The organism is Bosea sp. 685 (assembly GCF_031884435.1).
In the GTDB taxonomy this organism is placed as follows: domain Bacteria; phylum Pseudomonadota; class Alphaproteobacteria; order Rhizobiales; family Beijerinckiaceae; genus Allobosea.
Genome location: NZ_CP134779.1, coordinates 1482966 through 1505314 on the forward strand (window position 1 = coordinate 1482966; position 22349 = coordinate 1505314).

Here is a 22349-nt window from a genome sequence, read left to right on the forward strand (position 1 = left end):
GAGGAAACATGACTTCCCTGGATGCGCGTTATGCGCCGGATTCCTCCTATGCCTGGCTCAGGCTGGCGATGTCGCTGCTGCTCGGCACGGTCGCTTGCGTCGGCACCTGGTCGGTCGTGGTCGTGCTGCCTTCGGTGCAGGCCGAGTTCGGCGCGCTCAGGGCAGGCGCCGCGCTGCCCTATACCTGCGTGATGATCGGCTTTGGCTTCGGCAACATCGCCATGGGCCGCATCGCCGATCGCTACGGCATCGTCGTGCCGGTGGTGATGGGCGCGCTCCTGCTCGGCAGCGGCTACATGCTGGCGGCGTTGGCGCAATCGCTCTGGCAGTTCGCGCTGGTCCATCTCGTCCTGATCGGCATTGGCGGTGGGGCAGGCTTCTCCCCGCTGATTGCCGATCTGTCGCATTGGTTCCGCAAGCATCGCGGGCTTGCCGTCGTGTTCGGCGCGTCGGGGAGCTATCTCGCCGGGGTGATCTGGCCGCAGCTCATCACCTGGGGCGTGGCGCATCATGGCTGGCGGGCGACGCATATCGGCATCGGACTGACGGCGCTCATCGTCATGCTGCCGCTGTCGCTGTTCTTCCGGCGGCGTCCTTCAGTCGAGCACATGGCTGCCGACGATGCGGCCAGCACCAGCGCGCGCGGCGATCTCGGCCTCTCGGCGAACCAGTTGCAATGGTTGCTCGCGACCGCCGGCTTCTGCTGCTGCGTCGCCATGGCGATGCCGCAGGTCCATATCGTCGCCTATTGCGGCGATCTCGGTTACGGCGTCGCGCGCGGCGCGGAAATGCTCTCGCTCATGCTGGGGCTTGGCATCATCAGCCGCATCGGCTCGGGCTTCGTCGCCGACCGCATCGGCGGAACGGCGACGCTGGCCTTGGGCTCGGCGATGCAGGGCGCGGCGCTGTTCCTCTATCTCTGGTTCGACGGTCTGACCTCGCTCTACATCGTCACCGGCATTTTCGGCCTGTTCCAGGGCGGCATCGTGCCGATGTATGCGGTCATCATCCGCGAATACCTGCCAGCCAAGGAGGCGGGCGTGCGCATCGGCATCGTGATGTCGGCGACGGTTTTAGGGATGGCCTTCGGCGGCTATGTCTCGGGCGCGATCTTCGATTATTTCGCCTCCTACCGCGTCGCCTTCCTCAACGGGCTGGCCTGGAACCTGGTCAATCTCGCGCTGGTCTGCTGGCTGATGATGCGGTCGCGGCCGCGAACTTCGCTGGGAAATTCCACTCCGGCGGCCGCCTGACGCGGCTTTCTGCGCGTCCTGTGCTCACGGATGAAAAGTCGGCTCAGGTCCGGCGATGGCGTGAGGAGCTGCGGCCTCATCACAACCGCTCCGTCATTCCGGGCGCAGCGAAGCGCAGACCCGGAATCCATCGTAGAGTCCAGCGCCCTTCGATGGATTCCGGATCGGCGCCGCTGCGCGGCTTGTCCGGAATGACGGCAAGGTTGTGCTGACGCCGGTTGGCGCTTCAAGCCGGCTTGTCGCCCGGCCGGTACGTCCCAAAGCACCAGATATGCCCTTCCGGGTCCTTGCAGATGAAGTCGCGGCTGCCATAGGGCTGGTCGGTCGGCTCCATGCAGATTTCGGCTCCAGCTGCTCGGGCGCGCTCGCAGCGGGCGTCGATGTCGTCGGTGGCGATATAGGGCGAGGCGGTGGTGCCGCCGAGCTCAGTGGGTCTGGCTACGAGCTTGCCGAATTCATTGTTCTCGGCCGAGCCCAGCATGACGAAGCTCTCGCCCATGCGCAGTTCGCCATGCAGCAGGGTTTTGCCGTCCGGCGCGTAGTAGGCGGCGTGTTTCTCGAAGCCCAGGGCCGTGATCAGCCAGTCGTACATTTTCGGTGCATCGGCATAGCGCAGCGAGACGCAGATCATGGCGGGCGCTGTGGTCATGGCGTTCCTCCTGGAGCATTTTCGAGCGAAGTGGATACCGGTTCGCGTGAAGGAAATGCTCTAGCTATCATCCATGGTCTTCGCCGCGCTTGACGCAGCATGCCGCGTGTCGGATGCCGGCTCAACCGGCAAGGCTTGCGGCAAGGCGTGAAAGGGAGCGGCGATGAAGGGCCTGACGCAGTTCGAGCATCGCAGGCAGACAGTGATCCCTGTGCACCGCTTCGTCTGGCGCATGGGCCGCACCCTGCTGATCTATGTGGGGCTGGCCACGGTCGGCATGGCAATCGGCATGGCCGGCTACATGTCGACCGAGGGCATGAGCGCCGTCGACGCTTTCGTCAATGCAGCGATGATCCTGTCGGGCATGGGCCCCGTCGACCAGCTCAAGACCGATGGCGGCAAGCTCTTCGCCGGCGCCTATGCCTTGTTCTCGGGTTTGTTCGTGGTGATCGCGACCGGTTTCGTGCTGGCGCCGGTGCTGCATCGTGTGCTCCATTCCTTCCATGTCGAACAGGGAAAGAGCAGCGATGATTGAGCCGGGCCTGACGCAGGATGAAGCACCGCGCGGGAGTCTCACCGTGCGCGTCAACGCCATGCCGGCCGACACCAACGCCAATGGCGACATCTTCGGCGGTTGGGTGATGTCGCGGATGGACGCGGCTGGCGGCATCGCCGGGGTGGACCGGGCGCAAGGGCGCGTGGTCACGATCGCGGTCGATGCGATGACCTTCATCAGGCCGGTCAAGGTCGGCGATGTGCTCAGCGTCTATACCGAAGTCGAGTCCGTCGGGCGGACCTCGATGAAGATCCATGTCGAGGCCTGGGCCCGCCGTTTCCGCACGACGCTGCACGAGAAGGTCACCGACGCGACCTTCACCTTCGTGGCGATCGACGAGGAGGGCCGGCCAAGGCCGGTGCCGAAGCCGCAGGAGGCGTGAGGCCAAGCCTGCGCTTGCCGCCTCGCTTCCGCCGCACAGCCTAACGAATCCTGAAGCGCCGATGCGCGCGAGTGATTCAGAAGAATCCGCCCGCTTAAACGTTCCTTAAGTGCATATCCGCGATCTTGATCTTCGGAAGGCCTTGTCCTGCCTTCTGAAATCGGAGCCGTGCACGCATGCGCGATCGTCGCGAGGTTCTCGCTTTGCGCGAACTCGCGGCAGGTGGCCGGCGTCGCGGTCTGCCGCTTTCTGTCCTTATTTCCTGATTCTTTCCACGCGTTGCGTCAGCATTTCGGAGAGCAATTCATGACCAAGGCTACGAAGCCCGCGCGCCAGCGCACGCCGCTTCGCATCGGTATCGCTGCGCGCATCTATGCGGCGCTCGGCCTGCTCACGGTGCTGACGATCGTAGCCTCGCTGGTGGCATGGTTCTCCTATGATCGCGTCAACCAGACCGTCAGCGAGACAGTCGAGCACAAGATGCCGACTGTGGAGCTTTCGCTCGAGCTTTCGCAGGCCGCGACGCAATCGACGGCGCTGGCGCCCCGTTTCATGGAGGTCACCACGGTACAGCAGCGCGCGAAGCTGACCGGTGAGCTCGACGCCATCGAGGCCCGGCAGTTCGACCTTATCCGCCGTATTACCGCGCTCGACGCGACCGACATGAAGCCGATCCAGACCGGCGTCGATGAATTGTCGCGCCAGATCAACGACATCAACGACCTGACCGGAGAGCGGCTGCGCAATGCGGCGGCGATGCAGGCCTCGCTCGAACAATTATCGAAGGCGCGCGGCGTTTTCGTCGGGGTGGTCGGGGCCGAGGCCGATGAGGCCCGGTTCAACATCCTGATGGGGATGGAAAGCGTCAAGGGCCTGAGCGGGGACGATCTCAACGCTTCGATCCAGGGGCTGATCGAGCGCGATTTCCAGGCTTTTGACCTGGCGCGGAAGCTGGAGGCGCAGGTCAATGAATTGATCGGCCTGCTGCGCGAGATCGCGCAGATCGACGACAAGGCGAAGCTGAGCGCGGCCCGTGACCGCTTCACCGCCATCGTGACGCGCATCCGCAAGGATTTGTCGGCGATCGAGAAGATCGTTCCCAACAAGGTGCGTGTCGGCGCCATCAACACGGTCATCGATGTCGGCGAGGGCAGCGAAGGCGTCCTCAGCGTGCGCCAGCGCGACCTTTCCACGCAGGAAGGGATCACTGCGAGCCTGCGCGGCGTCGGCGGCGCGGCCGAGGCGCTGCGCGGCCAGGTCGACAAGCTCGTCAAGAGCGCGCGCGGCGAGGCTCTCGCCTCCAGCGTCTCGACCCGCACGCTGATCGAGCAGAGCAAGCTCTGGCTCGGCGCGGTCGGCATCGGCTCGCTCCTCGTCGCGCTGGCTTTGTCGCTGTTTTATGTCCGCCCGATGATCGTCGGCCGCCTGAATCGGCTCTGGGCCGCGACGCGCGCGATTGCCGACGGCCAGCTCGAGACGGTCGTGCAGACCAAGGGCAATGACGAGATCGCCGACATCTCCAAGAGCGTGCTGCTGTTCCGCGACAATGCGGTCGCGCTGCGCGCTGCGGAAGCGGCGAAGATCGAGGACGAGGCAAAGGCCCAGCAGCAGCGCCGCGAGATGATGCAGGAACTCGGCGCGGCGTTCGGCGAGGTCGTCGCCGCTGCCGCCGCCGGCGATTTCAACCCGCGTGTCGCGGCGACCTTCGCCGATGCCGAGCTCAACGCGCTGGCCGATTCGGTCAATGCGCTGCTCGAAACCGTCCAGGCCGGCTTGTCGGAAACCTGCGACGTGCTGGCCGAGCTCTCGGTCGGCCATCTCTCGACCCGCGTGGAGGGGCGCTATCAGGGCGCCTTCGCCGAACTCAAGAACGGCACCAACAGCCTGGCCGAAGAGTTCGAGAGCACGCTGGCGCGGCTCTCCAACACGGTCGCGGCCGTGCGCAGCGCCACCAGCGAGATCCTCGACGGCGTTACCGACCTCGCCGAGCGCACCAGCGAGGAGAGCAACGCCGTCTCGATGGCGACGAACCAGCTCACCGCCTTCGCCGGCACGGTCAAGAAGACCGCAGCCGAAGCCGCCCAGGCGACCGGCATGGCCGAGGGCGCCGAGGCCCGCGCCCAGCAGGGCGAGAAGGTCGTGGCGTCCGCGCTGGAGGCGATGCACCGCATCCGCTCCTCCTCAAGCAAGATCTCCGAGGTCATCGCGATGATCGACGAGATTGCCTTCCAGACCAATCTGCTGGCGCTCAATGCGGCGGTGGAGGCAGCGCGCGCCGGCGATAGCGGACGCGGCTTCGCCGTCGTCGCGACCGAGGTGCGCAGCCTGGCCAAGCGCTCGGCCGACGCCTCCAACGACGTCAAGAAGCTGGTCGAGGCCGCCCATGGCGACGTCAAGGTCGGCGTCGGCCTGGTCGAGGAGACCTCGGCGATGTTCGAGGCCATCGTCGCCTCGGTCAATGATCTGACCGGGCTGATGAACGGCATCTCGCAGACCGCCAGGAGCCAGGCCACCGACGTCTCGGCGATCAACAACGAGATCGACGGCATCGGCACCATGGCCCATCAGAACGCGGCGCTGGTCGAGGAGACCAATGCGGCGCTGGCCCTGACCGACGAGCAGACCCGCGCGCTGACCGAGCATATCGGCCGCTTCAAGTTCCGCGAGGGCCATATCGCCGACCATGGCGAGGACCTCCGGATCGCGGAAGCTGCCTGAGACCAGTAGCCGAACCTCAAGGCGAAGCTCTTCACGCCCCCGCTGCCGCAAGGCGGCGGGGGCGATCGTTTTGCGCATGTCTTCAAACTGGTCGTTGCGCTCAGACTGGCCTTGCCCGAAGCGCGGCTGCGATGTTACGCGGGGTGTGGGCCGGTAGCTCAATGGTTAGAGCTCGCTGCTCATAACAGCGCCGGTGCCGGTTCGAGTCCGGCCCGGCCCACCATTTCCGATCAGAGCTGCGAGCTACGACGTGGCCGCGCGGTATCGCTTCGCAGGTTTTTCTCGAAGTTGTCGTTTCTGCCGACGACCCGGATTGATCCGGGCTCGACGATTATGGCGTCGACGCCGGCATGGGCCAGCTGACGGGCGATCTCGAGCCCGATCCCTTTATTGGCGCCGGTGACCAGCGCGATGCGCTGATTATTCGACCTGGGGCGTTCCTTGAAATGAGCGTTTTCTGGAAGGCCGGGATCCGGGCGCGGGTGGGAACGATGCTCCCACCCGCCTAGAGCCGGATGATTTCATCAAGGAGTTAGAGCACGATCAATGCGAAAAACCGGTTCCCACTTTTCCGCATCCTGCTCCAGGGCTCACGCCGGCTCCAAAGAGGGGTAGTCGATGTAGCCCTCGGCGCCGCCGCCGGCGTAGAACAGGGGCACACGCGGCTCGTTGAGCAGGGCGCCCTGCTTGAGGCGTGCGACGAGGTCCGGGTTGGCGAGCGCCATGGTGCCCAGCGCTTCCATGTCGGCGAAGCCTGCCGCGACATCGGTCCCGACCTGCTCGCGCGAGCGGCCCGGCCGATTGACGATCAGCACGCCCCCGAAAGCCTGACGGATGTCCGCGAGGAGCGCTTCATTGCCGATGTGCAGGACGTGCAGATAGGCGATGCCGATCCTCTCGAATTCCGCCGCCAGGTAGCGGTAGAGATCGTCGTTCACGCTCCCTTCCGCGATGCCGCCCGTCGGAAGGCCGGGAGACAGCCGGATCGCGGTCTTCCTAGGCCCTATCGCAGCGACGATCGCCTGCACGACCTCGATGGCGAACCGCGCGCGGTTCTCAAGCGAGCCGCCATAGGCGTCGGTGCGCTCATTGGCGTTGGGCGCCAGAAACTGATGCACCAGATAGCCGTTCGCGCCGTGGACTTCCACGCCGTCGGCACCCGCTTCGATCGCGCGAGCCGCGCCACGAGCAAAGTCGGCGATGGTCTGCCGCACTTCGGCGGTCGTGAGCGCGCGGGGCTCGGGAACCGGCAGCATGCCCTGCATCGTGAACATATTCTCGCCCGGCGTAATCGCCGAAGGGGCGACCGGCTGGCGATGATGCGACGTGTTCTCCGGATGCGACCTGCGGCCGACATGCATGAGCTGGACGAACAGCCGGCCGCCGGCCTCATGGACGGCATCTGTCACCCTGCGCCATCCGGCGACATGCTCGTTGGTGTAGATCCCCGGCGTGTTCAGATAGCCCTGCCCATCCTCTGACGGCTGGGTGCCTTCGGTGATCAGCAGGCCCATCGTCGCGCGCTGTGCGTAATATTCGGGCGCCAGGTCGCCAGGCGTGCCGTCGGGCTTGGCCCGGCTGCGGGTCATCGGCGCCATGGCGAGGCGATGCGGCAGTTGCAAGTTGCCGACCTTTATGGGGGACCAGACATCGGTCATGTGAATTCTCCTTGTTGCTGGATGATGAGGGAGGCGAGGGTCAGAGCTTGCCTTCGGCGAGCATCTCGCGGGTGCGTTTCAGCGTGGACAGCAGGGCGGCCTTGTAGCCCTTGTCGCTGTCGAGCTGGGCCTGCTCGGCCTGTTCCTCGGGGCTGTTCGGCTCTTTGCCACGCAGTCCGAGGTAGCCGTAGAATCTGAGCTGAAGCGCGCCCGCTTCATCCTCGAACAGCTCGTTGATGATCGCGCCTTCGCGCGGCCCGGTGGCCTGGAAGAAGGTGACCTTGTGCTGTGGTTGGAGCGTGATGATCTCGCGCAGGTCGGAACCCGCGATGGTGGCGTCACGGACGAAATGCGTCGCGCTTTCCTCCGTAACGTCGCAGCGGGTGCAGAGGCCGGGCGGGAGGAACAGGCGCGCATCGCGCGCCTTCAGCTCCAGGCCTTTCCAGGCCTGCTCGCGTGTGAGTTTGGCTTCGCCTTCCGGGTTCACCGGGACGGTAGCGGTCGAATAGATCATGACGATGGTCCTCGTCGGCGTGGTTGCGGTGGCAGGATGTCAGCCGGCGATCTGTGCGACGTAGTCGCGATAGGACCGCAACGGACGTCCGAGCAGGGTTGTCAGCCGATCGACGTCGCCGGCATCGGGGAGCATGCCGTCGCTCAGGAAGCGCTCGGCCATCAGCCGCATGTCGAAGGCCATCCAGCTCGGCATGAACTGGCGCAGATTCTGCTCGAATCCGGCGGTGTCGTTGCCGGGAAACGCGATCGTACGACCGAGGACGTCGCTCCAGATGGCGGCGGCGTCCGCTCCGGTCAGCGTGTCCGGGCCGACCAGGTTGATGCGGTTGAGCGGCAGCGGCGCGGCCGACTGTTCGCGGCGCATCAGCTCGATCGCGGCGATCTCGCCGACATCGCGGGCGTCGATCATCGCGAGGCCCTTGTCGCCGATCGGCATGGGGTAGATGCCGTAGCTGGTGACCACGTCCTTGATCGTGATCTCGTTGTCCATGAAGTAGGCCGGGCGCAGGATGGTGGCGTTGAGCCCCATCTGCTCGATCATCCGCTCGACGCCGAACTTGCCCGCGAAATGCGGCACGTTCACATAGACGTCGCTGTGGATCACCGAGAGGTAGACGATCCGCTCGATCTTGGCCTCGCGGGCGAGATTGAGAGCGATCAGCGCCTGGGTGTACTCATCCGCGACAACCCCGTTCAGCAGGAACAGCGTGGACACGCCGGAGAAGGCGCTGCGTAGTGCGTCGACATCGAGCAGGTCGCCTTTGACGACTTCGACGCCGGCGGGGAAGCTGGCCTTGGAGGGATCGCGGACCAAAGCGCGCACATTGGCGCCACGGTTCACGAGCTGTTCGACGACGTTGCGGCCGACATTGCCGGTCGCGCCGGTCACGAGAATGGTCATGGGCGTAACTCCTGGGTTGAGCCGTTTGGCTGTCCCGAATTTAGCGATCCACATTCGCGCCAATAGACGCTATATCTGGACAGACCGTCTCGTGGGTGGAACGTATGGATCTGCTTGCCCTTGCCGATTTCAACTTGGTCGCCCGTCACGGAGGGTTCGGAAAAGCCTCTCGCGCCGCAGGCCGTCCCAAGGCGACCCTGTCCCGCCGCGTCGCGGAACTGGAGGGCAGCCTTGAGCTCCGCTTGTTCGAACGGGGCGCACGCGTCCTAAAGCTGACCGAGGAGGGGCGGGCGCTGTTCGAGCGGACGGGCCAGTTGCTCACCGAACTCGACGAGACGGCTGCGGCGATCGCCTCGGGTGGACATAGTCCCCGAGGAAGGTTGCGGATCAGCGCGCCCTTGCTTTTTTCCCAGACCGCGATGGGGAAGCTCGCCGCCGGCTTTGCGCTGAAATTTCCCGACGTCCGGCTCGAAGTCACGACCGAGGACCGGTCCGTCGACATGATCGAGGAAGCCTATGACCTGGTGATCCGGGTTAATCCGGAACGGGACGAAAGCCTCATTGGGCGAATCTTCCTTCACGACCAGCTAGTGGTCGTGGCGAGCCCGAAGCTGACGCCGCCGGTCGATGGATCTGCTGCCCCGGCCGTCGTGCGAGGCCAAGGCCGACAAGCCGAAGCTTGGGACGTGACGACAGCGACAGGAAAATCCAGGATCGCGGTCAATCCGATCCTCAGCCTGGCGTCGCTTGTCATGGTCCGGGACGCCGCGCGCATGGGCGTGGGTGCCGCGCGCCTTCCCATCTCGCTCGTAAGTCACGATCTCGCCGATGGCACTCTGGTGCGTTGGGGGGACGTCGAGGGGCCGGAGATCGCCCTGTGGGCGCTCTATCCCTCGCGCCGACTGCTCAGCGCTCGCGTCTCAGCTTTCCTGGAGCATTTGAAGGAAGCCTTTCCTCAAGGGACACCAGACGAACTCGCTGCCTATCTCGGGCGATAAAGGCCCGTAGGGGCCACAGCCGCTCGCAGCAAGCAGCCGACACGCCAGCGCCGGCTCGATGGCGGTTAAACCGACATGCTCTTCGCCCGACGGTCAGTTTAAGGACCCAAACTCTCTCCTATCGTTCCACCCATGAAACACTTTGTCTAAATTCGAGGGATAGTTGGCACTGATTTGGGCCGATAAAAGATGTTGGAGAAACGGCGGCCTCATTGAGAGGCTCCCCTGCCGAGGAGGCAATCATGGCTAGTTCCGGGAACGACAAGATCCCCACTCCACATTCCAAGATTTTGATTCTCGGGGCGACCGGGGGCACCGGCCGCCTGATCGTCAAGGAGGCTCTGGCGCGAGGATACGATGTGACGGTCATCGTCCGCTCAGCCGAGAAAGGACGCGATCTTGGAGGTGTCAAACTCGTCATCGGCGACGCTCGCGACGAGACTGTGATGCGCGAAGCTCTCAGGGGGCGCGACGCCGTCGTCAGCGCGCTTGGGACGCCGGCCAGCCCGTTCCGCGAGGTGACCCTGCTTTCGTCCGCGACGCGCAGGCTGGTCGACGCGATGAAAAGCGAGGGTGTTACTCGTCTCGTCGCCATCACCGGGATGGGCGCGGGCAACAGCGCCGGGCATGGTGGATTTCTCTTCGACACCCTGATCTTCCCGCTGCTGCTACGCCATGTCTATGCCGACAAGAACCGGCAGGAGGCCATCATCAAAGAGAGCGGGCTCGATTGGGTGCTGGTCCGTCCCGTCATCCTGAACAACAAGCCCGGCCGCGGCGCCGTGCGCGCCTTGGACGATCTCTCCGGCTTTCACGGCGGCAATGTCGCCCGTGAAGACGTCGCACGCTTCGTAGTGGATCAGGTTGAGGGCGAGGCGTGGCTGCGCCGCTCACCGCTCATCACGTGGTGAATGTCTCCACCTTCGTCGGAGATGGCCGGTGTGACGCGCTCGATCTCAGTGCCGGACATCACATGACCGCAAGGAGCGACGCCCAGTGGTAGCGGGCGTCGTCTATCGATTTGCGGAACTCAACCGACAATCGCGGCAGCACTATGCCTCGCTTTTCGGAAAATTGGCACCTTGCCGAAGGCGCCGCAGTTCGCGCCCGCGTGATTGCGGTCGAGCTCCTCATCTGGTCGGATGGTGTCGCGCACGAGAAGTGGCATAGGCCCGATAGGGAGGTCACCCCATGGCAATCGGCGACGCTCGGCGAGAGCAGATTTTTCCGACACTGTCCGCCCTTCAGGTCGCGACGGCGCGTCGCTTTGCGAGCGGCGCTCCGCGCAGCTTTGGTCCTCGTGAGGTCATCTACGAGATCGGCGCCCGCGGCGCCCCCTCCTGGCTGTTTCTGGATGGCTCGGCTGACGCGATCCGGCGCGGCGCAGCCGGCCAGTCGTCGCTGGTCACGACCTACGGTCCCGGCCAGTTCACCGGCGAGACCAATCAGCTCTCGGGCCGTCCATCCCTGATGTCCGTGGTGGCGGGTGACACCGGCGCGGTGGCGATACCCTTTGATGCGCCGCATCTGCGTGCGCTCGTCATCGGATCGGCGGATGTCGGTGAAACGATCATGCGCGCCTTCATCCTCCGGCGCGTCATGCTGATCGAGGAAGGTCAGACCGGCGGCGCAGGGTCGATCCTGGTCGGACGCCGGGATGATCCGGGCATCGTCGAATTGTCGGGATTTCTCACCCGCAACGGCTACCCCCACACCGTCATTGCCGCATGCGAGCCGGAGGGGCGCGAACTCGTCGAACGGCTCGGCGTTGCCCCCGAAGACCTGCCGCTGATGATCTGCCCGAACGGCACATTGCTGAGAAGCCCGAGCAATGCCGATGCCGCGTCCTGCCTCGGCATCACACCGGATCTCGATCCGAAGATTATCCATGACGTGGCGGTCATCGGGGCCGGGCCGGCCGGGCTTGCCACTGCCGTCTATGGCGCATCCGAAGGGTTGTCCGTCCTGGTTTTGGACAGCCGCGCCTTTGGCGGCCAGGCGGGCGCGTCCGCCAGGATCGAAAACTATCTCGGCTTTCCCACCGGCATCTCCGGACAAGCCCTCGCGGGCCGGGCCTTCAATCAGGCGGCGAAGTTCGGCGCCGAACTCGCCATTCCGCTGACCGTCGGATTGCTCCGCTGTCATGGAGCGGATGCGGAAGCCCCGTTCACCCTCGAGCTCAGCAATGGTGGCACTGCGCGGTCGCGCACCATCGTGATCGCCTCGGGAGCGCGCTACCGGCGGCCCGACATTCCCAATATCGAAGAACTGGAAGGGGCCGGCGTTTCTTACTGGGCATCGCCCGTCGAGGCGCGGCTTTGTGCCGGCGAGGACGTCGTCCTGGTCGGCGGAGGCAACTCGGCGGGCCAGGCGGTTGCCTATCTCGCACCGCAGGTCAGGCATCTGCACCTGGTGGTGCGCCGCCCCCTCGAGCAGACCATGTCCCGGTACCTGATCGATCGGATCGCGGCGCTGCCCAATGTCGAACTGCATGTGGACAGCGAGATCGTCGATTTGCACGGCGACCGGGCGACAGGCCTGACCGGGACGAGGTTTCGAGACCGCCGGACAGGTGCGATCCGGGAGTGCACCTCGCGCCACCTCTTCCTGTTCATCGGTGCGGACCCCAATACGCACTGGCTCGACGGCTGTGTGGCGCTCGACGCAACGGGCTTTGTCCTCACGGGAGAGCGCGCCGGCGACGGCGAGCGGCTGCCGCTCGAAACCAATTGCCCAGGCATCTTTGCCGTCGGGGATGTGCGGGCCGGCTCGACCAAGCGGGTCGCCGCCGCCGTCGGCGAAGGCGCCGCCGTCATCTCACAGATTCATTCCGTCCTGGCACGGGACGTCGGACGCGCATTGAATGCGGTGCGGCAAGCATGATGGAACGTGGCCTCCCCGCGGCGGTCCCTTCTCAGCCCCCGATCCAGCAGCCCCAACTCGAAGAGCCGGGGCTGCCTTGCTGCGAGGGATCAGCCCTTGATGAAGGCGAGCAGGTCCGGGTTGATGATGTCCGGATGGGTCGTGCACATGCCGTGCGGCAGGCCCTCATAGATCTTGAGCGTGCCGTGCTTCACCAGCTTGGCGGCGAGCAGGGCCGAATCCGCGATCGGGACGATCTGGTCGTCGTCGCCATGCAGGATCAGGATCGGCACGTCGATCGCCTTCAAGTCCTCGGTGAAATCGGTCTCCGAGAAGGCCTTGATGCAATCGTAATGGGCCTTGGCGCCGCCCATCATGCCCTGCCGCCACCAATTGTCGATCGCGCCCTGGGAAACCTTGGCGCCTGCCCGGTTGAAGCCGTAGAACGGGCCGGTGGGCACATCGATGTAGAACTGCGCGCGGTTGGCGACGAGCGCGGCGCGGAAGCCGTCGAAGACCTCGATCGGCAGGCCGCCGGGATTTGTCTCGGACTTCACCATCACCGGCGGCACCGCGCCGATCAGCACCGCCTTGGCGACGCGGCCGGGCTCGGCGCGGGCGACGTAGTGGGCGACCTCGCCGCCACCGGTGGAGTGGCCGATATGGACGGCGTTCCTGAGGTCGAGCGCTGTGGCGAGCTCGGCGACGTCGGCGGCATAGGTGTCCATCTCGTTGCCGGTTGCGGTCGGGGTCGAGCGGCCATGGCCGCGGCGATCATGCGCAATCACCCGGTAGCCCTGTTCGAGGAAGAACAGCATCTGGTTGTCCCAGTCATCGGCGCTGAGCGGCCAGCCATGGTGGAAGACGATCGGCTGCGCGTCCTTGGGACCCCAATCCTTGTAGTAGATCTCGGTGCCGTCACGGGTGGTGATCGTGCTCATCGTCTGGTCCCTTCGGTTGCCGGGGCGGTGGGATCGCCGCCCGCGATGTAGACGGTATAGCCGCGCCGTTGCATGCTGCCGCTTGGCGGAACCGACATTATGCGAGGCGAAACTGACAGCATGACGACTGCCCAGAGGATCAAAGCCGAGATCGGGCTCTTGCTCTACCCCGATGTGCAATTGGCAGCTGTTCATGGGCTGACCGATCTGTTCCGCATCGCCAGCGACATCAGCGCGGCGCAGGGCGACCCGCAGGCGCCCGCGATCCGCGTCAGCCATTGGCGGCAGATGGTGCAAGAAAATATGGTGCAAGAGAACGTGGCTCAGGAACATGTGGCGCAGGGTGATGCGGCAGTCGCATGCGTCTTCGACAGCCATCCGGGCCCAGTGCACAAGCTCGGCCATCTGATCGCCCCGCCGAGCCTGGTGATGCCGGCCAGGATGCAGCCCATGGCGGGCTTCGCGGCCTGGCTGAGCGAGCGCCATGCCGAGGGGGCGACGCTGTGCTCGGTCTGCGCGGGCGCCTTCCTGCTCGGCGAGACCGGATTGCTCGCGGGCCGCGAGGCGACGACGCATTGGGCCTTCGCGGAGGCGCTGGCGGCGCGCTTCCCGGCGATCCGCGTCGATAGCGATCGCATGGTGATCGATGGAGGCGACATCATTACCGCCGGCGGCATCCTGGCCTGGACCGATCTCGGCCTGACCCTGGTCGAGCGCCTGCTGGGGCCAAGCGTGATGCTGGAGACGGCGCGCTTCCTGCTGATCGACCCGCCGGGGCGGGCGCAGCAGCCCTATGGCCGCTTCGTGCCGCGCCTCGGCCATGGCGATGCGGCGGTGCTGAAGGTGCAGCACTGGCTCCAGGCGACGGGCGCCAGGGACCATGCCGTGCCGGCGCTGGCGGCGCGCGCCGGACTAGAGGAGCGGACCTTCCTGCGCCGCTTCCGCAAGGCGACCGGCCTGCGCCCGACGGAATATGCCCAGCAGGTCAGGATTGCCAAAGCGCGCGAGGCGCTCGAACAGAGCCGCCGCCCGGTCGCGCAGATCGCCTGGGAGGTGGGCTATGGCGATGCCTCGGCCTTCCGCAAGCTGTTCCAGCGCGTCACCGGGCTCGCGCCGGCGGATTATCGCCGCCGCTTCGGCGTCGCGGCCTGAGCGGGCGGGATCAAGGTCGCCCCCGGCCAGGCCTCGGTTCCGCAGAGACCAGCCAGCAGGCTCTCGATTTCCACGCCGAGCTGGCGCGCCAGCGGCTCGGCGAGCGTGCTCTGGCGCATGATCAGGGCCAGCGTCGCGACGATCGGCGGGTTGTCGATGGCGCGGCGGCTGAGCTCGCCGCGCGCGACCTCGGCCTGGACGGATGCGTGGGTCAGGATCGTATAGCCTTGCCCGACCCGGACCATGGCCTTGGTCAGCGCGACGCTGTCGACCTCGGAGCGGATGGCGAGCCGGACCTCATGACGCGCCGCCGCCTGTTCGAGCACCCGGCGGTTGTTGTGCGGCAGGCTCGGCATGATCAAGGGCAGCCCGGTGATGTCCTTGATGCGGATCTCCGACGTCTCGCCGATTCTGCGCGTGTCGCCGGGCGGGCCGACGAGCACCATGCGCTCGCGCAGCAGCGGCACGATCCGGAAGCCGTCGACCGGCATCGCATTGTAGACGAGGCCGACATCGATGCGTTTTTCCGCCAGCCATTCATGGATCAGGGAGCTGACGCCCTCGCGCAGATTGAGGACGATCTCGGGATAGGCCTGCGCCATATGCGCGGCCAGGGCCGGCCCAAGCAGCAGGCCCGCCGCCGGCGGCAGGCCGAGCGCGACCGTGCCGCGCAGGGCAGGGCGGTCCTGGCGGGCGTCGGTCTTGATCTGGGCCAGCAGGTGCTCGATCTCTTCGGCGCGTTGCAGCACGCTTGCGCCCAGCGCCGTCAGGCGGACGCCACGGCCATGGCGGACGAGGAGCGGCCGGCCGAGTTCGTCCTCGAGTTCGCGGATGCGCCGGCTGAGCGCGGGCTGCGCGATCCGCAATTCCTCGGCGGCACGGCTGAAGCTGCCGGCGCGCGCGACGCTGGCGAAATATCCGAGCTTGCGGGAATCCAAGCGCCTTCTCCGAATTGCCGCTGGAGCATAAGAGATCGAAACCATGCCGTCACGGCATGGCTTGCCATTCCAACATGGTTTTGGCGTCGACGCGTCTCTCCTGCCAGAGTCGGGGCCTCGATCGGGCCGCCGGAAGAGCGGCAAGACCAAGGGGGAGGCGAGATGATGCAGGCTAGATTTTGCGGCTGGCTCGTGATGGCCGCCATGCTGCTGGCCCAGGCGGCCAGCGCCCAGACCTTTCCGAGCAAGCCGATCAGGCTCGTGGTGCCCTTCGCCGCGGGTGGCCCTGCCGACACGATCGCACGGGCCGTCGCCGAGAGGATGCAGGCGATCGTCAAGCAGTCGGTCGTCATCGATAACCGCGCCGGGGCAGGCGGGGCTGTGGGCACCAAGGCGGTCGCGATGGCGGAGCCCGACGGCTACACGATCGGAATCAGTACGGCGGGTGCGCTCGCGATCAGCGTCAGCATGCAGGAGGCGATCGGCTACGACCCGCGCAAGGATTTGCGGGCGCTGACATTGGCGGCAAGCGTCCCGGAACTTCTGGTCGTCGGTTCCAAGGTACCGGTCACGAGCCTGCCCGAATTGCTGGCCCTGGCCAAGGCCAAGCCCGGCACGCTGAATTTCGCCTCGTCCGGCGCCGGCAGCATGCCGCATCTCGCCGGTGAATTGCTCAAGCAATATGGCCAGGTCGACATGGCGCATGTGCCTTATCGTGGGGCTGCGCCGGCCGTGACCGATCTGATCGCCGGGCAGGTCGAATTGATGTTCATGGACATCGCGGTGCTGCTGCCGCATGTCCAGGCCGGCACGATCAAGGCGATCGCGATCGGCAGCGCCACGCGCTCGCCGAGCCTGCCCGATCTGCCGACCACGGCGGAGCTCGGCCTGCCCAAGGTCGTCGCCGACAACTGGTATGGCATCGTGGCGCCGCGCGCGACGCCGCAGCCGATCGTCGACAAGCTCCATGCCGCTCTGGTTGAGGCGCTGCGTTCGCCCGAGGTCAAGGACAAGCTCGCCTTGCAGGGCGCGATCGTCGTCGCCAACAAGCCCGAGGAGTTCGCCGCCTATATCGTCAGCGAGATCGACAAATGGGCGGCCGTCGTCAAGGCGGCGAATATCAAGACGAACTGAAGCACAGCGACTATGCCCCAAGCGTCGCTCGGCCCAATCAGCCTCAACTATGAGATCAGCGGACATGGCCCCGATCTCATTCTGATCCACGAACTCGGTGGGGCGCTGGACAGCTTCGACGGACTGCTCCCCCTGCTGATCCCGCATTTCCGTGTGCTGCGCTATGACCAGCGCGGCGCCGGCGGATCGAGCCGCAAGCCTGCCGCATTGTCGATCGAGGATCATGCGGCCGACCTCGCGGAGCTTGTTGCGGCAACCGGTTTCGGGCCGCGCTGCCTGCTTGCCGGCGTCGCGGCCGGAGCTGCGATCGCGGTGGCTTACGCGGCGCGCGACGAGGCCGTCGTCGAAGCGCTGGCCCTGTGCGCGCCGGCGCTTTCGGTTCCGCCGGAGCGCAAGGCCTATCTCGACCGGCGCGCCAGGCTCGCGCGCTGCAAGGGCATGGCCGCGATCGTCGAGGCGAGCTTGGACCGCTCCTATCCGGAGGAGCTGCGCGCCGACCGGGCGGCGTTCGAGGCCTATCGCGAGCGCTTCCTCGCCAATGATCCCGAGAGCTACGCGATGGCCAATGCCGCCCTGGCCGGGACGCGGGTGGCCGAATGTCTGCCCTCCCTGACGATGCCCTGCCTCGTCCTTGCCGGCCGGCACGACCTGTTGCGCCCGCCCGCCGAGGTCGAGGCGACAGCGGGTGCTATCCCGCATGCTCGCTTCGCGACGATCGAGAGCGGGCATCTGATGCCGGTGCAGGCCGCGCAGGCGATGGCGGCGCAAATCGTGCCGTTCCTGATGCGGCATGCCGGCAGCCTCAAGTCGGTCTCGGAGAGCGCCCATGTCTAGAGCGCCCACGTCTGGAGCGCCCATATCTAAGGGCCTGCTGCTCGTTGCGATGGAGCCCCCCGCCGCGTTGGAGGAGGAGTTCAACGACTGGTATGACAGCGAGCATTTTCCGCAGCGGCGCGGCTTGCCCGGCTTCGAGAGCGCCTCGCGCTGGGTCTGCCTTTCGGGCTGGCCGCGCTGGCTCGCGATCTACGATCTGAGTTCCGTCGAGGCGCTCGCGACGCCTGAATATGCCGCGGTCTCGGGGGGAAATTCCACGCCGTGGAGCAAGCGCCTCTTACCGCGCACGATCGGGCGGCGACGGGTGGTCGCCGAGCAGCTTCATCCTGGGGACGCGCTGGCCCTGCCCGCGGGCGAGGTCGCTCGTCTTTGCGTGGCACATTATCCCGGGGCGGATGACGCGGCCGTCGAGGCGCTGCTTCAGGCCGCCGCCGGGCTCGATGGCTTGAGCCAGTTGCGCCTGTTCCGCGACACGACTGGGGCTTTGTGGCTGCTCGCCGCCTTTTCGCATCCTGTTGGGTTGGAGCGGATCGAGGGCACGTTCGCTGTGGCAGGCGGTTACGGCGCAAAACTGCTCAACCTCTATGCTCCCTATCGGCGTGATTGAGGCAAACGCATGCGTATCAAGGATTTCACCCCCGAGGAGATGAACGAGGCGCAGCGGCGCGTCGCCGAGGAGGCGGCCTCGGGCAAGCGCGGGCGCGTTCCGGCGCCGCTGCGGGCCTGGCTTCACAGCCCTGAATTCGGCGCCCGCGCCCAGCGGCTTGGCGAGTTCCTGCGCTATGATACGAGCCTCGGGCCGCAGCTCTCGGAGCTTGCCATCCTGGTGACGGCGCGGCGCTGGACTTCGCATTACGAATGGTTCGTCCATAAGCGCGAGGGCTTGAAGGCGGGTTTCGACCCGGCAGTCGTGGCGGCGATAGCCCGGCGGGAGAAGCCGGATTTCGCGGCTCCAGCTCAGCAGGCCGTCTATGACTATGCGATGGCGCTGCACGAGACGCACGCGGTCCCCGCGGCCGTGCATGCGGCGGCGGTGCGCGAGCTCGGCGAGGCCGGCGTGGTCGAGCTCGTCGGCGTGCTCGGCTATTACACGCTGGTCTCGATGACGCTGAACGCCTTCGAGATCGGCCTGCCGGAGGGTGAAGCGCCGGAGCTTGCGCCGTGACGGCGGGGGTGGGGCGTCTTACCGGCAAGGTCGCGTTGATAACGGGAGCGGGTTGCGTCGGGCCGGGCTGGGGCAATGGCCGCGCGGCGGCGGTGCTGTTTGCACGCGAAGGGGCGAAGGTTTTTGCGCTCGACCTCACGGCCGAGACCATGGCCGAGACGGTCGCGCGCACTGAGGAGGCCGGCGGCACGATCGCGACCCATCTCTGCGACGCGACCGACAGCGCGCAGGTCGAAAAAGCAGTGCAGGCCTGCCGTGAGGCTTTCGGGACGGTCGACATCCTCGTCAACAATGTCGGGGGCTCGGCGCCGGGCGGGGCGGTGGCGCTGTCGGAGGAGGGCTGGCGCCGGCAGCTCGACTTCAACCTGTCGAGCGTCTTCCTCGCCTGCAAGCATGTCATCCCGGTGATGGAGGCGAATGGCGGCGGCGCGATCGTCAACACCGCCTCGACCTCGGGGCTGCGCTGGACCGGCGCGGCGCAGGTCGGCTACGCCGCGGCCAAGGCCGCGATCATCCAGTTCTCGCGGGTCACGGCAGTCGAATACGCGCCCAGAGGCATCCGCGTGAACACGGTCGTGCCGGGCCAGATGCATACGCCGATGGTCGAGGCGCGGCTGGCCGGGCAACGCGCCGATGGCGATGTCGCGGCGCTGCTCGCAGCCCGCGTCGCCCGCATTCCGCTCGGTTTCATGGGCGATGGGCGCGACACCGCCCATGCGGCGCTGTTCCTGGCCTCCGACGAGGCCCGTTTCATCACCGGCACCGAGATTGTCGTCGATGGCGGCATGACCGCGCGCTGCGATTGAGGATTTAAGCATGACGACCCCGAAGCCGGACGGTCCGCCGCCGAACCCCAACCCGCGCAAGCCGGCTCTCGCATTGCCGCCCGGCGCCTGCGACGCGCATTGCCATATCTACGGCCCCTTCGACCGCTTCCCGCTGCCGCCCGAGCGCAGCTTCACGCCCAACGCGGCGCCCGAGACGGCGCTGCGCCGGTTGCACGACCATCTCGGCATCGCGCGGGCCGTGATCGTCCAGAGCCAGGGGCATGGCCTCGATCATCGCCCGCTGCTCGCCGCGCTGGCAGAGGGCGCGGGGCGCTATCGTGGCGTCGCGCTGCTGAAGCGCGATTGCACGGAAGGCGAGATCGCGGCGTTGGACGCTGCCGGCATCTGCGGCGTCCGCTTCAACTTCCTGACGCATCTCGGCGGCCAGCCCGATCTTGCGGCGATGCGAGAGATCATCGCCAAGGTCGCGCCGTTTCGCTGGCATGTCGCGATCCATGTCGCTGGCCATGACATCGTCACGCAGGAGCGCTTCATCGGCTCGATCGCGGCACCTGTCGTGGTCGACCATATGGCACGACCGCCCCTGGCGGAGGGGCCGGACGGGCCGAGCATCGTGGCGCTGAAGCGCCTCATCGACACGGGCCGCGTCTGGCTCAAGCTCAGCGGCGCCGACCGGCTGTCGGTTGCGGGGCCGCCTTTTCGCGACGCCTTGCCGATCGCGACGAGCCTTGCCCGGCATGCGCCCGAGCGCATGCTCTGGGGCAGCGACTGGCCGCATGTGAACCTGCATGGGCCGATGCCGGATGATGGCGACCTCGTCGATCTCTTGACGGAGATCGCGCCGGGCTCGCGCGAGCGCCAATTGATGCTGGTCGATAATCCCCAAGCCCTGTTCAACTTCGGCTGAACAGGACTTGGAGAGCCGCGTTCAGGCCAGTCCCTTGGCGATCAGCCTGGTCAGGCGATCGGAGAAGGCCTTGGCGTCGCTCGGCCGCTCGCCATCGAGGATGCGTGCCTCGTCGAGCAGCAGATGCGCGATGTCGCTGCGCAGCGGCTCATCCTGCGATCCGGCGAGGCGGATGATCAGCTCATGCTGCGGATTGACCTCGAGGACCGGCTTGTTGGCGCCGTCGAGGCGGCCGGCGGCGGAAAGCAGGCGCTCGAACTGCCGGTCGGGGCCCTTGTCGGTCGCAACGAGGCAGACCGCGCTGTCGGTCAAGCGGTCGGAGGCGCGGACATCCTCGACCTCGGCCGCCAGGGTCTGCTTCATCGCGCCAAGCAGCGCCGTGACTTCGGCGCTGGTTTCGAGCTGCGGCTTCGCCTCGCCGTCGAGCCGCGGGATCAGGCCGAGATCGGCCGCGCCCTGCGTCACGGATTTGAACGGCTTGCCGTCATGGTCGGGCGCGTTCGAGACCCAGAAGCTGTCGACAGGGTCGCTCAGCAGCAGGACCTCGATGCCGCGGGCGCGGAAGCCCTCGAGCTGGGGCGAGGCGGCAATGCGCGCGGGGTCGTCGCCAGCGATGTAGTAGATTGCCGTCTGGTTCTCCTTCAGCGCCGCGACATAGTCCTTGAGGCTGCGCCACGTGTCACTGGGAGTGGTCGTCTTGAAGCGCGCGAGGCCGAGCAATTGTTCGCGCCGCTCGAAATCCTCATAGAGGCCTTCCTTGATGACGGGGCCGAAATTCTCCCAGATCCCGGAGAAGGCCTCGCTATCCTGCTCCGCGAGCTTGCCGAGATCGGTGAGGATGCGGCTGGTCACGCCCTTCTTGATGGCGGCCAGCAGCGGGCTGTCCTGGATCATTTCGCGCGAGACATTGAGCGGCAGGTCGGCGGTGTCGACGAGGCCGCGCACGAAACGCAGATAGCGCGGCAGGAGCTCGGCTTCATCCGTGATGAAGACGCGCTTCACATAAAGCTTCATCCGGCCCTTGCGGTCGGCGTCGAAGAGATCGAACGGCTTGCCGCCCGGCACGAAGGCGAGCGCGGTGTATTCGTGACGCCCCTCGGCGCGGAAATGGATCGTTGCCGCCGGCTCATCGTACTGGCCCGCGACGCTGCGGTAGAAATCGGCGTATTCCTCGGGCTTGATCTCGCTTTTCGGCCGGGTCCAGAGCGCGGCTCCGTCGGCGAGCGAGGTTGGCTCAGTGCCGGGCTTCTCGATGAGGGAGATCGGCACCGGGACATGGCCGGACTGCGCCTTGACAATGCGCTCCAGCGTCCAGCGCTCGGCATAGCTCTTGGCGTCGTCGAGCAGCGAGAGGGTGACGCGCGTGCCGCGGGCAGGCGCCTCCTCCAGCGCGACTGGGGCGACGGAAAACTCGCCCTTGCCGTCGGAGGACCAGCGCCATGCCTCCTCGCTGCCGGCGCGGCGGCTGACGACCTCGACCTGGCCCGCCACCATGAAGGCGGAATAGAAGCCGACGCCGAACTGGCCGATGAGCTGCGCGCCCTCCTTGCCCTGCGCCGCCTCGACGCGATCCATGAAGGCGCGGGTGCCGGAGCGGGCGATGGTGCCGAGGGCATCGATCATCTCGTCGCGGGTCATGCCGATGCCGTTATCGGCGATCGAGAGCGTGCCGGCCTCGGCATCGGCGGCGATGGTGATCGCGAGCCTGGGATCGTCGCCGATCAAGTCCGGCCTGGCGATCGCCTCGTAGCGCAGCTTCTCGCAGGCGTCAGCCGCGTTGGAGATCAATTCGCGCAGGAAGACGTCCCGGTCCGAATAGACCGAATGCACCATCATATGGAGCAGGCGCGAGACGTCGGCTTCGAAACTGCGGTTCTCGGTGGTCGTGGCGGTCATGCTGAAAAGCTCTTTGAACGGATCATCGTCGCAGCGTGCGATTTGGCCGCAAAGTGGCGTGGTTTCAAGGTGCGTCAGGCCTTTTGCGGAGAGGTTGGAGT

At 66.4% G+C, this 22349-nt stretch carries 23 protein-coding genes and 1 tRNA gene; 16 read left to right on the forward strand and 8 right to left on the reverse strand.

The genetic code is table 11. The annotated features are described in order from the left end of the window. Positions 1-8 precede the first annotated feature (8 nt). Positions 9-1253 carry an MFS transporter gene (locus RMR04_RS08290; protein WP_311914076.1) on the forward strand — a complete coding sequence of 415 codons (1245 nt, stop codon included), beginning with the start codon at positions 9-11 and terminating at the stop codon, positions 1251-1253. A 226-nt stretch (positions 1254-1479) separates the two neighbouring features. On the opposite strand, the gene RMR04_RS08295 is transcribed toward RMR04_RS08290, so the two are convergent. Further along, the gene (locus tag RMR04_RS08295; protein WP_311914077.1) at positions 1480-1902 is read right to left on the reverse strand and encodes a VOC family protein; all 423 of its coding nucleotides are present in this window, start codon (positions 1900-1902) and stop codon (positions 1480-1482) included. A gap of 163 nt (positions 1903-2065) precedes the next feature. Between RMR04_RS08295 and RMR04_RS08300 the strand changes: the two genes are divergently transcribed. From RMR04_RS08300 to RMR04_RS08315, 4 genes are all read left to right on the forward strand, one after another. Continuing rightward, complete coding sequence (locus RMR04_RS08300) at positions 2066-2437, forward strand: hypothetical protein (protein WP_311914079.1); 372 nt, start codon at positions 2066-2068, stop codon at positions 2435-2437. Continuing rightward, positions 2430-2840: an acyl-CoA thioesterase gene (locus RMR04_RS08305; RefSeq protein ID WP_311914080.1), complete on the forward strand. Its 411-nt coding sequence runs from the start codon at positions 2430-2432 to the stop codon at positions 2838-2840. The genes RMR04_RS08300 and RMR04_RS08305 overlap by 8 nt, the downstream gene beginning before the upstream one ends. A 306-nt stretch (positions 2841-3146) precedes the next feature. Beyond that, positions 3147-5558 carry a methyl-accepting chemotaxis protein gene (locus tag RMR04_RS08310; protein WP_311914082.1) on the forward strand — a complete coding sequence of 804 codons (2412 nt, stop codon included), beginning with the start codon at positions 3147-3149 and terminating at the stop codon, positions 5556-5558. A 147-nt stretch (positions 5559-5705) separates the two neighbouring features. Next, positions 5706-5781 (forward strand) — tRNA-Ile (locus tag RMR04_RS08315). A 7-nt stretch (positions 5782-5788) separates the two neighbouring features. Here RMR04_RS08315 and RMR04_RS32085 read toward each other — a convergent pair. Continuing rightward, on the reverse strand, positions 5789-5971 hold the full coding sequence (locus tag RMR04_RS32085) for an SDR family NAD(P)-dependent oxidoreductase (protein ID WP_410492256.1): 183 nt from the start codon (positions 5969-5971) through the stop codon (positions 5789-5791). Here RMR04_RS32085 and RMR04_RS08320 point away from each other — a divergent pair. Beyond that, positions 5909-6067 carry a hypothetical protein gene (locus tag RMR04_RS08320; protein WP_311914084.1) on the forward strand — a complete coding sequence of 53 codons (159 nt, stop codon included), beginning with the start codon at positions 5909-5911 and terminating at the stop codon, positions 6065-6067. The two genes, RMR04_RS32085 and RMR04_RS08320, sit on opposite strands and share 63 nt — an antisense overlap. An 81-nt stretch (positions 6068-6148) precedes the next feature. Here the strand turns inward: RMR04_RS08320 and RMR04_RS08325 are convergent, their stop codons facing one another. The 3 genes from RMR04_RS08325 to RMR04_RS08335 are packed head-to-tail and all read right to left on the reverse strand — an operon-like array spanning position 6149 to position 8633. Beyond that, entirely contained in the window at positions 6149-7216 is a 1068-nt protein-coding gene (locus RMR04_RS08325; protein WP_311914085.1) for an alkene reductase, read from the reverse strand. A 40-nt stretch (positions 7217-7256) separates the two neighbouring features. Continuing rightward, on the reverse strand, positions 7257-7730 hold the full coding sequence (locus RMR04_RS08330) for an AtaL-like protein (protein ID WP_311914087.1): 474 nt from the start codon (positions 7728-7730) through the stop codon (positions 7257-7259). A gap of 39 nt (positions 7731-7769) precedes the next feature. Further along, positions 7770-8633, reverse strand: coding sequence for an SDR family oxidoreductase (locus RMR04_RS08335; protein WP_311914089.1), 864 nt, complete (start codon positions 8631-8633; stop codon positions 7770-7772). Positions 8634-8737: 104 nt separating this feature from the next. Between RMR04_RS08335 and RMR04_RS08340 the strand changes: the two genes are divergently transcribed. The 3 genes from RMR04_RS08340 (at position 8738) to RMR04_RS08350 (ending at position 12514) form a co-directional block, all read left to right on the forward strand. Next, entirely contained in the window at positions 8738-9631 is an 894-nt protein-coding gene (locus RMR04_RS08340) for a LysR family transcriptional regulator (protein ID WP_311914091.1), read from the forward strand. Positions 9632-9873: 242 nt separating this feature from the next. Further along, entirely contained in the window at positions 9874-10542 is a 669-nt protein-coding gene (locus tag RMR04_RS08345; RefSeq protein WP_311914093.1) for an NAD(P)-dependent oxidoreductase, read from the forward strand. Between the two features lie 280 nt (positions 10543-10822). Further along, the gene (locus RMR04_RS08350) at positions 10823-12514 is read left to right on the forward strand and encodes an FAD-dependent oxidoreductase (RefSeq protein ID WP_311914094.1); all 1692 of its coding nucleotides are present in this window, start codon (positions 10823-10825) and stop codon (positions 12512-12514) included. Between the two features lie 89 nt (positions 12515-12603). Here RMR04_RS08350 and RMR04_RS08355 read toward each other — a convergent pair whose 3' ends face one another. Beyond that, positions 12604-13434: an alpha/beta fold hydrolase gene (locus RMR04_RS08355; protein WP_311914095.1), complete on the reverse strand. Its 831-nt coding sequence runs from the start codon at positions 13432-13434 to the stop codon at positions 12604-12606. Between the two features lie 120 nt (positions 13435-13554). Here RMR04_RS08355 and RMR04_RS08360 point away from each other — a divergent pair, with 120 nt between their 5' ends. Then, complete coding sequence (locus RMR04_RS08360; protein WP_311914097.1) at positions 13555-14586, forward strand: GlxA family transcriptional regulator; 1032 nt, start codon at positions 13555-13557, stop codon at positions 14584-14586. Here the strand turns inward: RMR04_RS08360 and RMR04_RS08365 are convergent. Beyond that, a complete protein-coding gene (locus RMR04_RS08365) occupies positions 14556-15524 on the reverse strand; it encodes a LysR family transcriptional regulator (RefSeq protein WP_311914098.1) in 969 nt (322 codons plus the stop codon). The two genes, RMR04_RS08360 and RMR04_RS08365, sit on opposite strands and share 31 nt — an antisense overlap. 162 nt (positions 15525-15686) lie before the next feature. Here RMR04_RS08365 and RMR04_RS08370 point away from each other — a divergent pair, with 162 nt between their 5' ends. The 6 genes from RMR04_RS08370 to RMR04_RS08395 are packed head-to-tail and all read left to right on the forward strand — an operon-like array spanning position 15687 to position 20352. Continuing rightward, a complete protein-coding gene (locus tag RMR04_RS08370; protein WP_311914100.1) occupies positions 15687-16658 on the forward strand; it encodes a Bug family tripartite tricarboxylate transporter substrate binding protein in 972 nt (323 codons plus the stop codon). Positions 16659-16670: 12 nt separating this feature from the next. Then, the gene (locus RMR04_RS08375) at positions 16671-17492 is read left to right on the forward strand and encodes an alpha/beta fold hydrolase (RefSeq protein ID WP_311914102.1); all 822 of its coding nucleotides are present in this window, start codon (positions 16671-16673) and stop codon (positions 17490-17492) included. Continuing rightward, the gene (locus RMR04_RS08380; protein WP_311914103.1) at positions 17485-18099 is read left to right on the forward strand and encodes a hypothetical protein; all 615 of its coding nucleotides are present in this window, start codon (positions 17485-17487) and stop codon (positions 18097-18099) included. Before RMR04_RS08375 ends, RMR04_RS08380 begins: the two co-directional genes overlap by 8 nt. Positions 18100-18108: 9 nt before the next feature. Next, the gene (locus tag RMR04_RS08385) at positions 18109-18657 is read left to right on the forward strand and encodes a carboxymuconolactone decarboxylase family protein (RefSeq protein WP_311914105.1); all 549 of its coding nucleotides are present in this window, start codon (positions 18109-18111) and stop codon (positions 18655-18657) included. Continuing rightward, the gene (locus RMR04_RS08390) at positions 18654-19463 is read left to right on the forward strand and encodes an SDR family NAD(P)-dependent oxidoreductase (RefSeq protein WP_311914106.1); all 810 of its coding nucleotides are present in this window, start codon (positions 18654-18656) and stop codon (positions 19461-19463) included. Before RMR04_RS08385 ends, RMR04_RS08390 begins: the two co-directional genes overlap by 4 nt. A 10-nt stretch (positions 19464-19473) precedes the next feature. Further along, positions 19474-20352 carry an amidohydrolase family protein gene (locus RMR04_RS08395; protein WP_311914107.1) on the forward strand — a complete coding sequence of 293 codons (879 nt, stop codon included), beginning with the start codon at positions 19474-19476 and terminating at the stop codon, positions 20350-20352. A gap of 21 nt (positions 20353-20373) precedes the next feature. On the opposite strand, the gene htpG is transcribed toward RMR04_RS08395, so the two are convergent. After that, on the reverse strand, positions 20374-22248 hold the full coding sequence (gene htpG / locus RMR04_RS08400) for a molecular chaperone HtpG (RefSeq protein WP_311914108.1): 1875 nt from the start codon (positions 22246-22248) through the stop codon (positions 20374-20376). Between the last annotated feature and the right edge of the window lie 101 nt (positions 22249-22349).

Excerpts from the sequence above, each read along its gene's own strand:
- RMR04_RS08310 (WP_311914082.1), top strand. The coding sequence starts at position 3,147 with ATGACCAAGGCTACGAAGCCCGCGCGCCAGCGCACGCCGCTTCGCATC.
- RMR04_RS08305 (WP_311914080.1), top strand. The coding sequence starts at position 2,430 with ATGATTGAGCCGGGCCTGACGCAGGATGAAGCACCGCGCGGGAGTCTC.
- RMR04_RS08350 (WP_311914094.1), top strand. The coding sequence starts at position 10,823 with ATGGCAATCGGCGACGCTCGGCGAGAGCAGATTTTTCCGACACTGTCC.
- RMR04_RS08370 (WP_311914100.1), top strand. The coding sequence starts at position 15,687 with ATGATGCAGGCTAGATTTTGCGGCTGGCTCGTGATGGCCGCCATGCTG.
- RMR04_RS08335 (WP_311914089.1), bottom strand. The coding sequence starts at position 8,633 with ATGACCATTCTCGTGACCGGCGCGACCGGCAATGTCGGCCGCAACGTC.
- RMR04_RS08290 (WP_311914076.1), top strand. The coding sequence starts at position 9 with ATGACTTCCCTGGATGCGCGTTATGCGCCGGATTCCTCCTATGCCTGG.
- htpG (WP_311914108.1), bottom strand. The coding sequence starts at position 22,248 with ATGACCGCCACGACCACCGAGAACCGCAGTTTCGAAGCCGACGTCTCG.
- RMR04_RS08300 (WP_311914079.1), top strand. The coding sequence starts at position 2,066 with ATGAAGGGCCTGACGCAGTTCGAGCATCGCAGGCAGACAGTGATCCCT.
- RMR04_RS08375 (WP_311914102.1), top strand. The coding sequence starts at position 16,671 with ATGCCCCAAGCGTCGCTCGGCCCAATCAGCCTCAACTATGAGATCAGC.
- RMR04_RS08380 (WP_311914103.1), top strand. The coding sequence starts at position 17,485 with ATGTCTAGAGCGCCCACGTCTGGAGCGCCCATATCTAAGGGCCTGCTG.
- RMR04_RS08360 (WP_311914097.1), top strand. The coding sequence starts at position 13,555 with ATGACGACTGCCCAGAGGATCAAAGCCGAGATCGGGCTCTTGCTCTAC.
- RMR04_RS08395 (WP_311914107.1), top strand. The coding sequence starts at position 19,474 with ATGACGACCCCGAAGCCGGACGGTCCGCCGCCGAACCCCAACCCGCGC.
- RMR04_RS08320 (WP_311914084.1), top strand. The coding sequence starts at position 5,909 with ATGGGCCAGCTGACGGGCGATCTCGAGCCCGATCCCTTTATTGGCGCC.
- RMR04_RS08345 (WP_311914093.1), top strand. The coding sequence starts at position 9,874 with ATGGCTAGTTCCGGGAACGACAAGATCCCCACTCCACATTCCAAGATT.
- RMR04_RS08385 (WP_311914105.1), top strand. The coding sequence starts at position 18,109 with ATGCGTATCAAGGATTTCACCCCCGAGGAGATGAACGAGGCGCAGCGG.
- RMR04_RS08355 (WP_311914095.1), bottom strand. The coding sequence starts at position 13,434 with ATGAGCACGATCACCACCCGTGACGGCACCGAGATCTACTACAAGGAT.
- RMR04_RS08325 (WP_311914085.1), bottom strand. The coding sequence starts at position 7,216 with ATGACCGATGTCTGGTCCCCCATAAAGGTCGGCAACTTGCAACTGCCG.
- RMR04_RS08330 (WP_311914087.1), bottom strand. The coding sequence starts at position 7,730 with ATGATCTATTCGACCGCTACCGTCCCGGTGAACCCGGAAGGCGAAGCC.
- RMR04_RS08340 (WP_311914091.1), top strand. The coding sequence starts at position 8,738 with ATGGATCTGCTTGCCCTTGCCGATTTCAACTTGGTCGCCCGTCACGGA.
- RMR04_RS08295 (WP_311914077.1), bottom strand. The coding sequence starts at position 1,902 with ATGACCACAGCGCCCGCCATGATCTGCGTCTCGCTGCGCTATGCCGAT.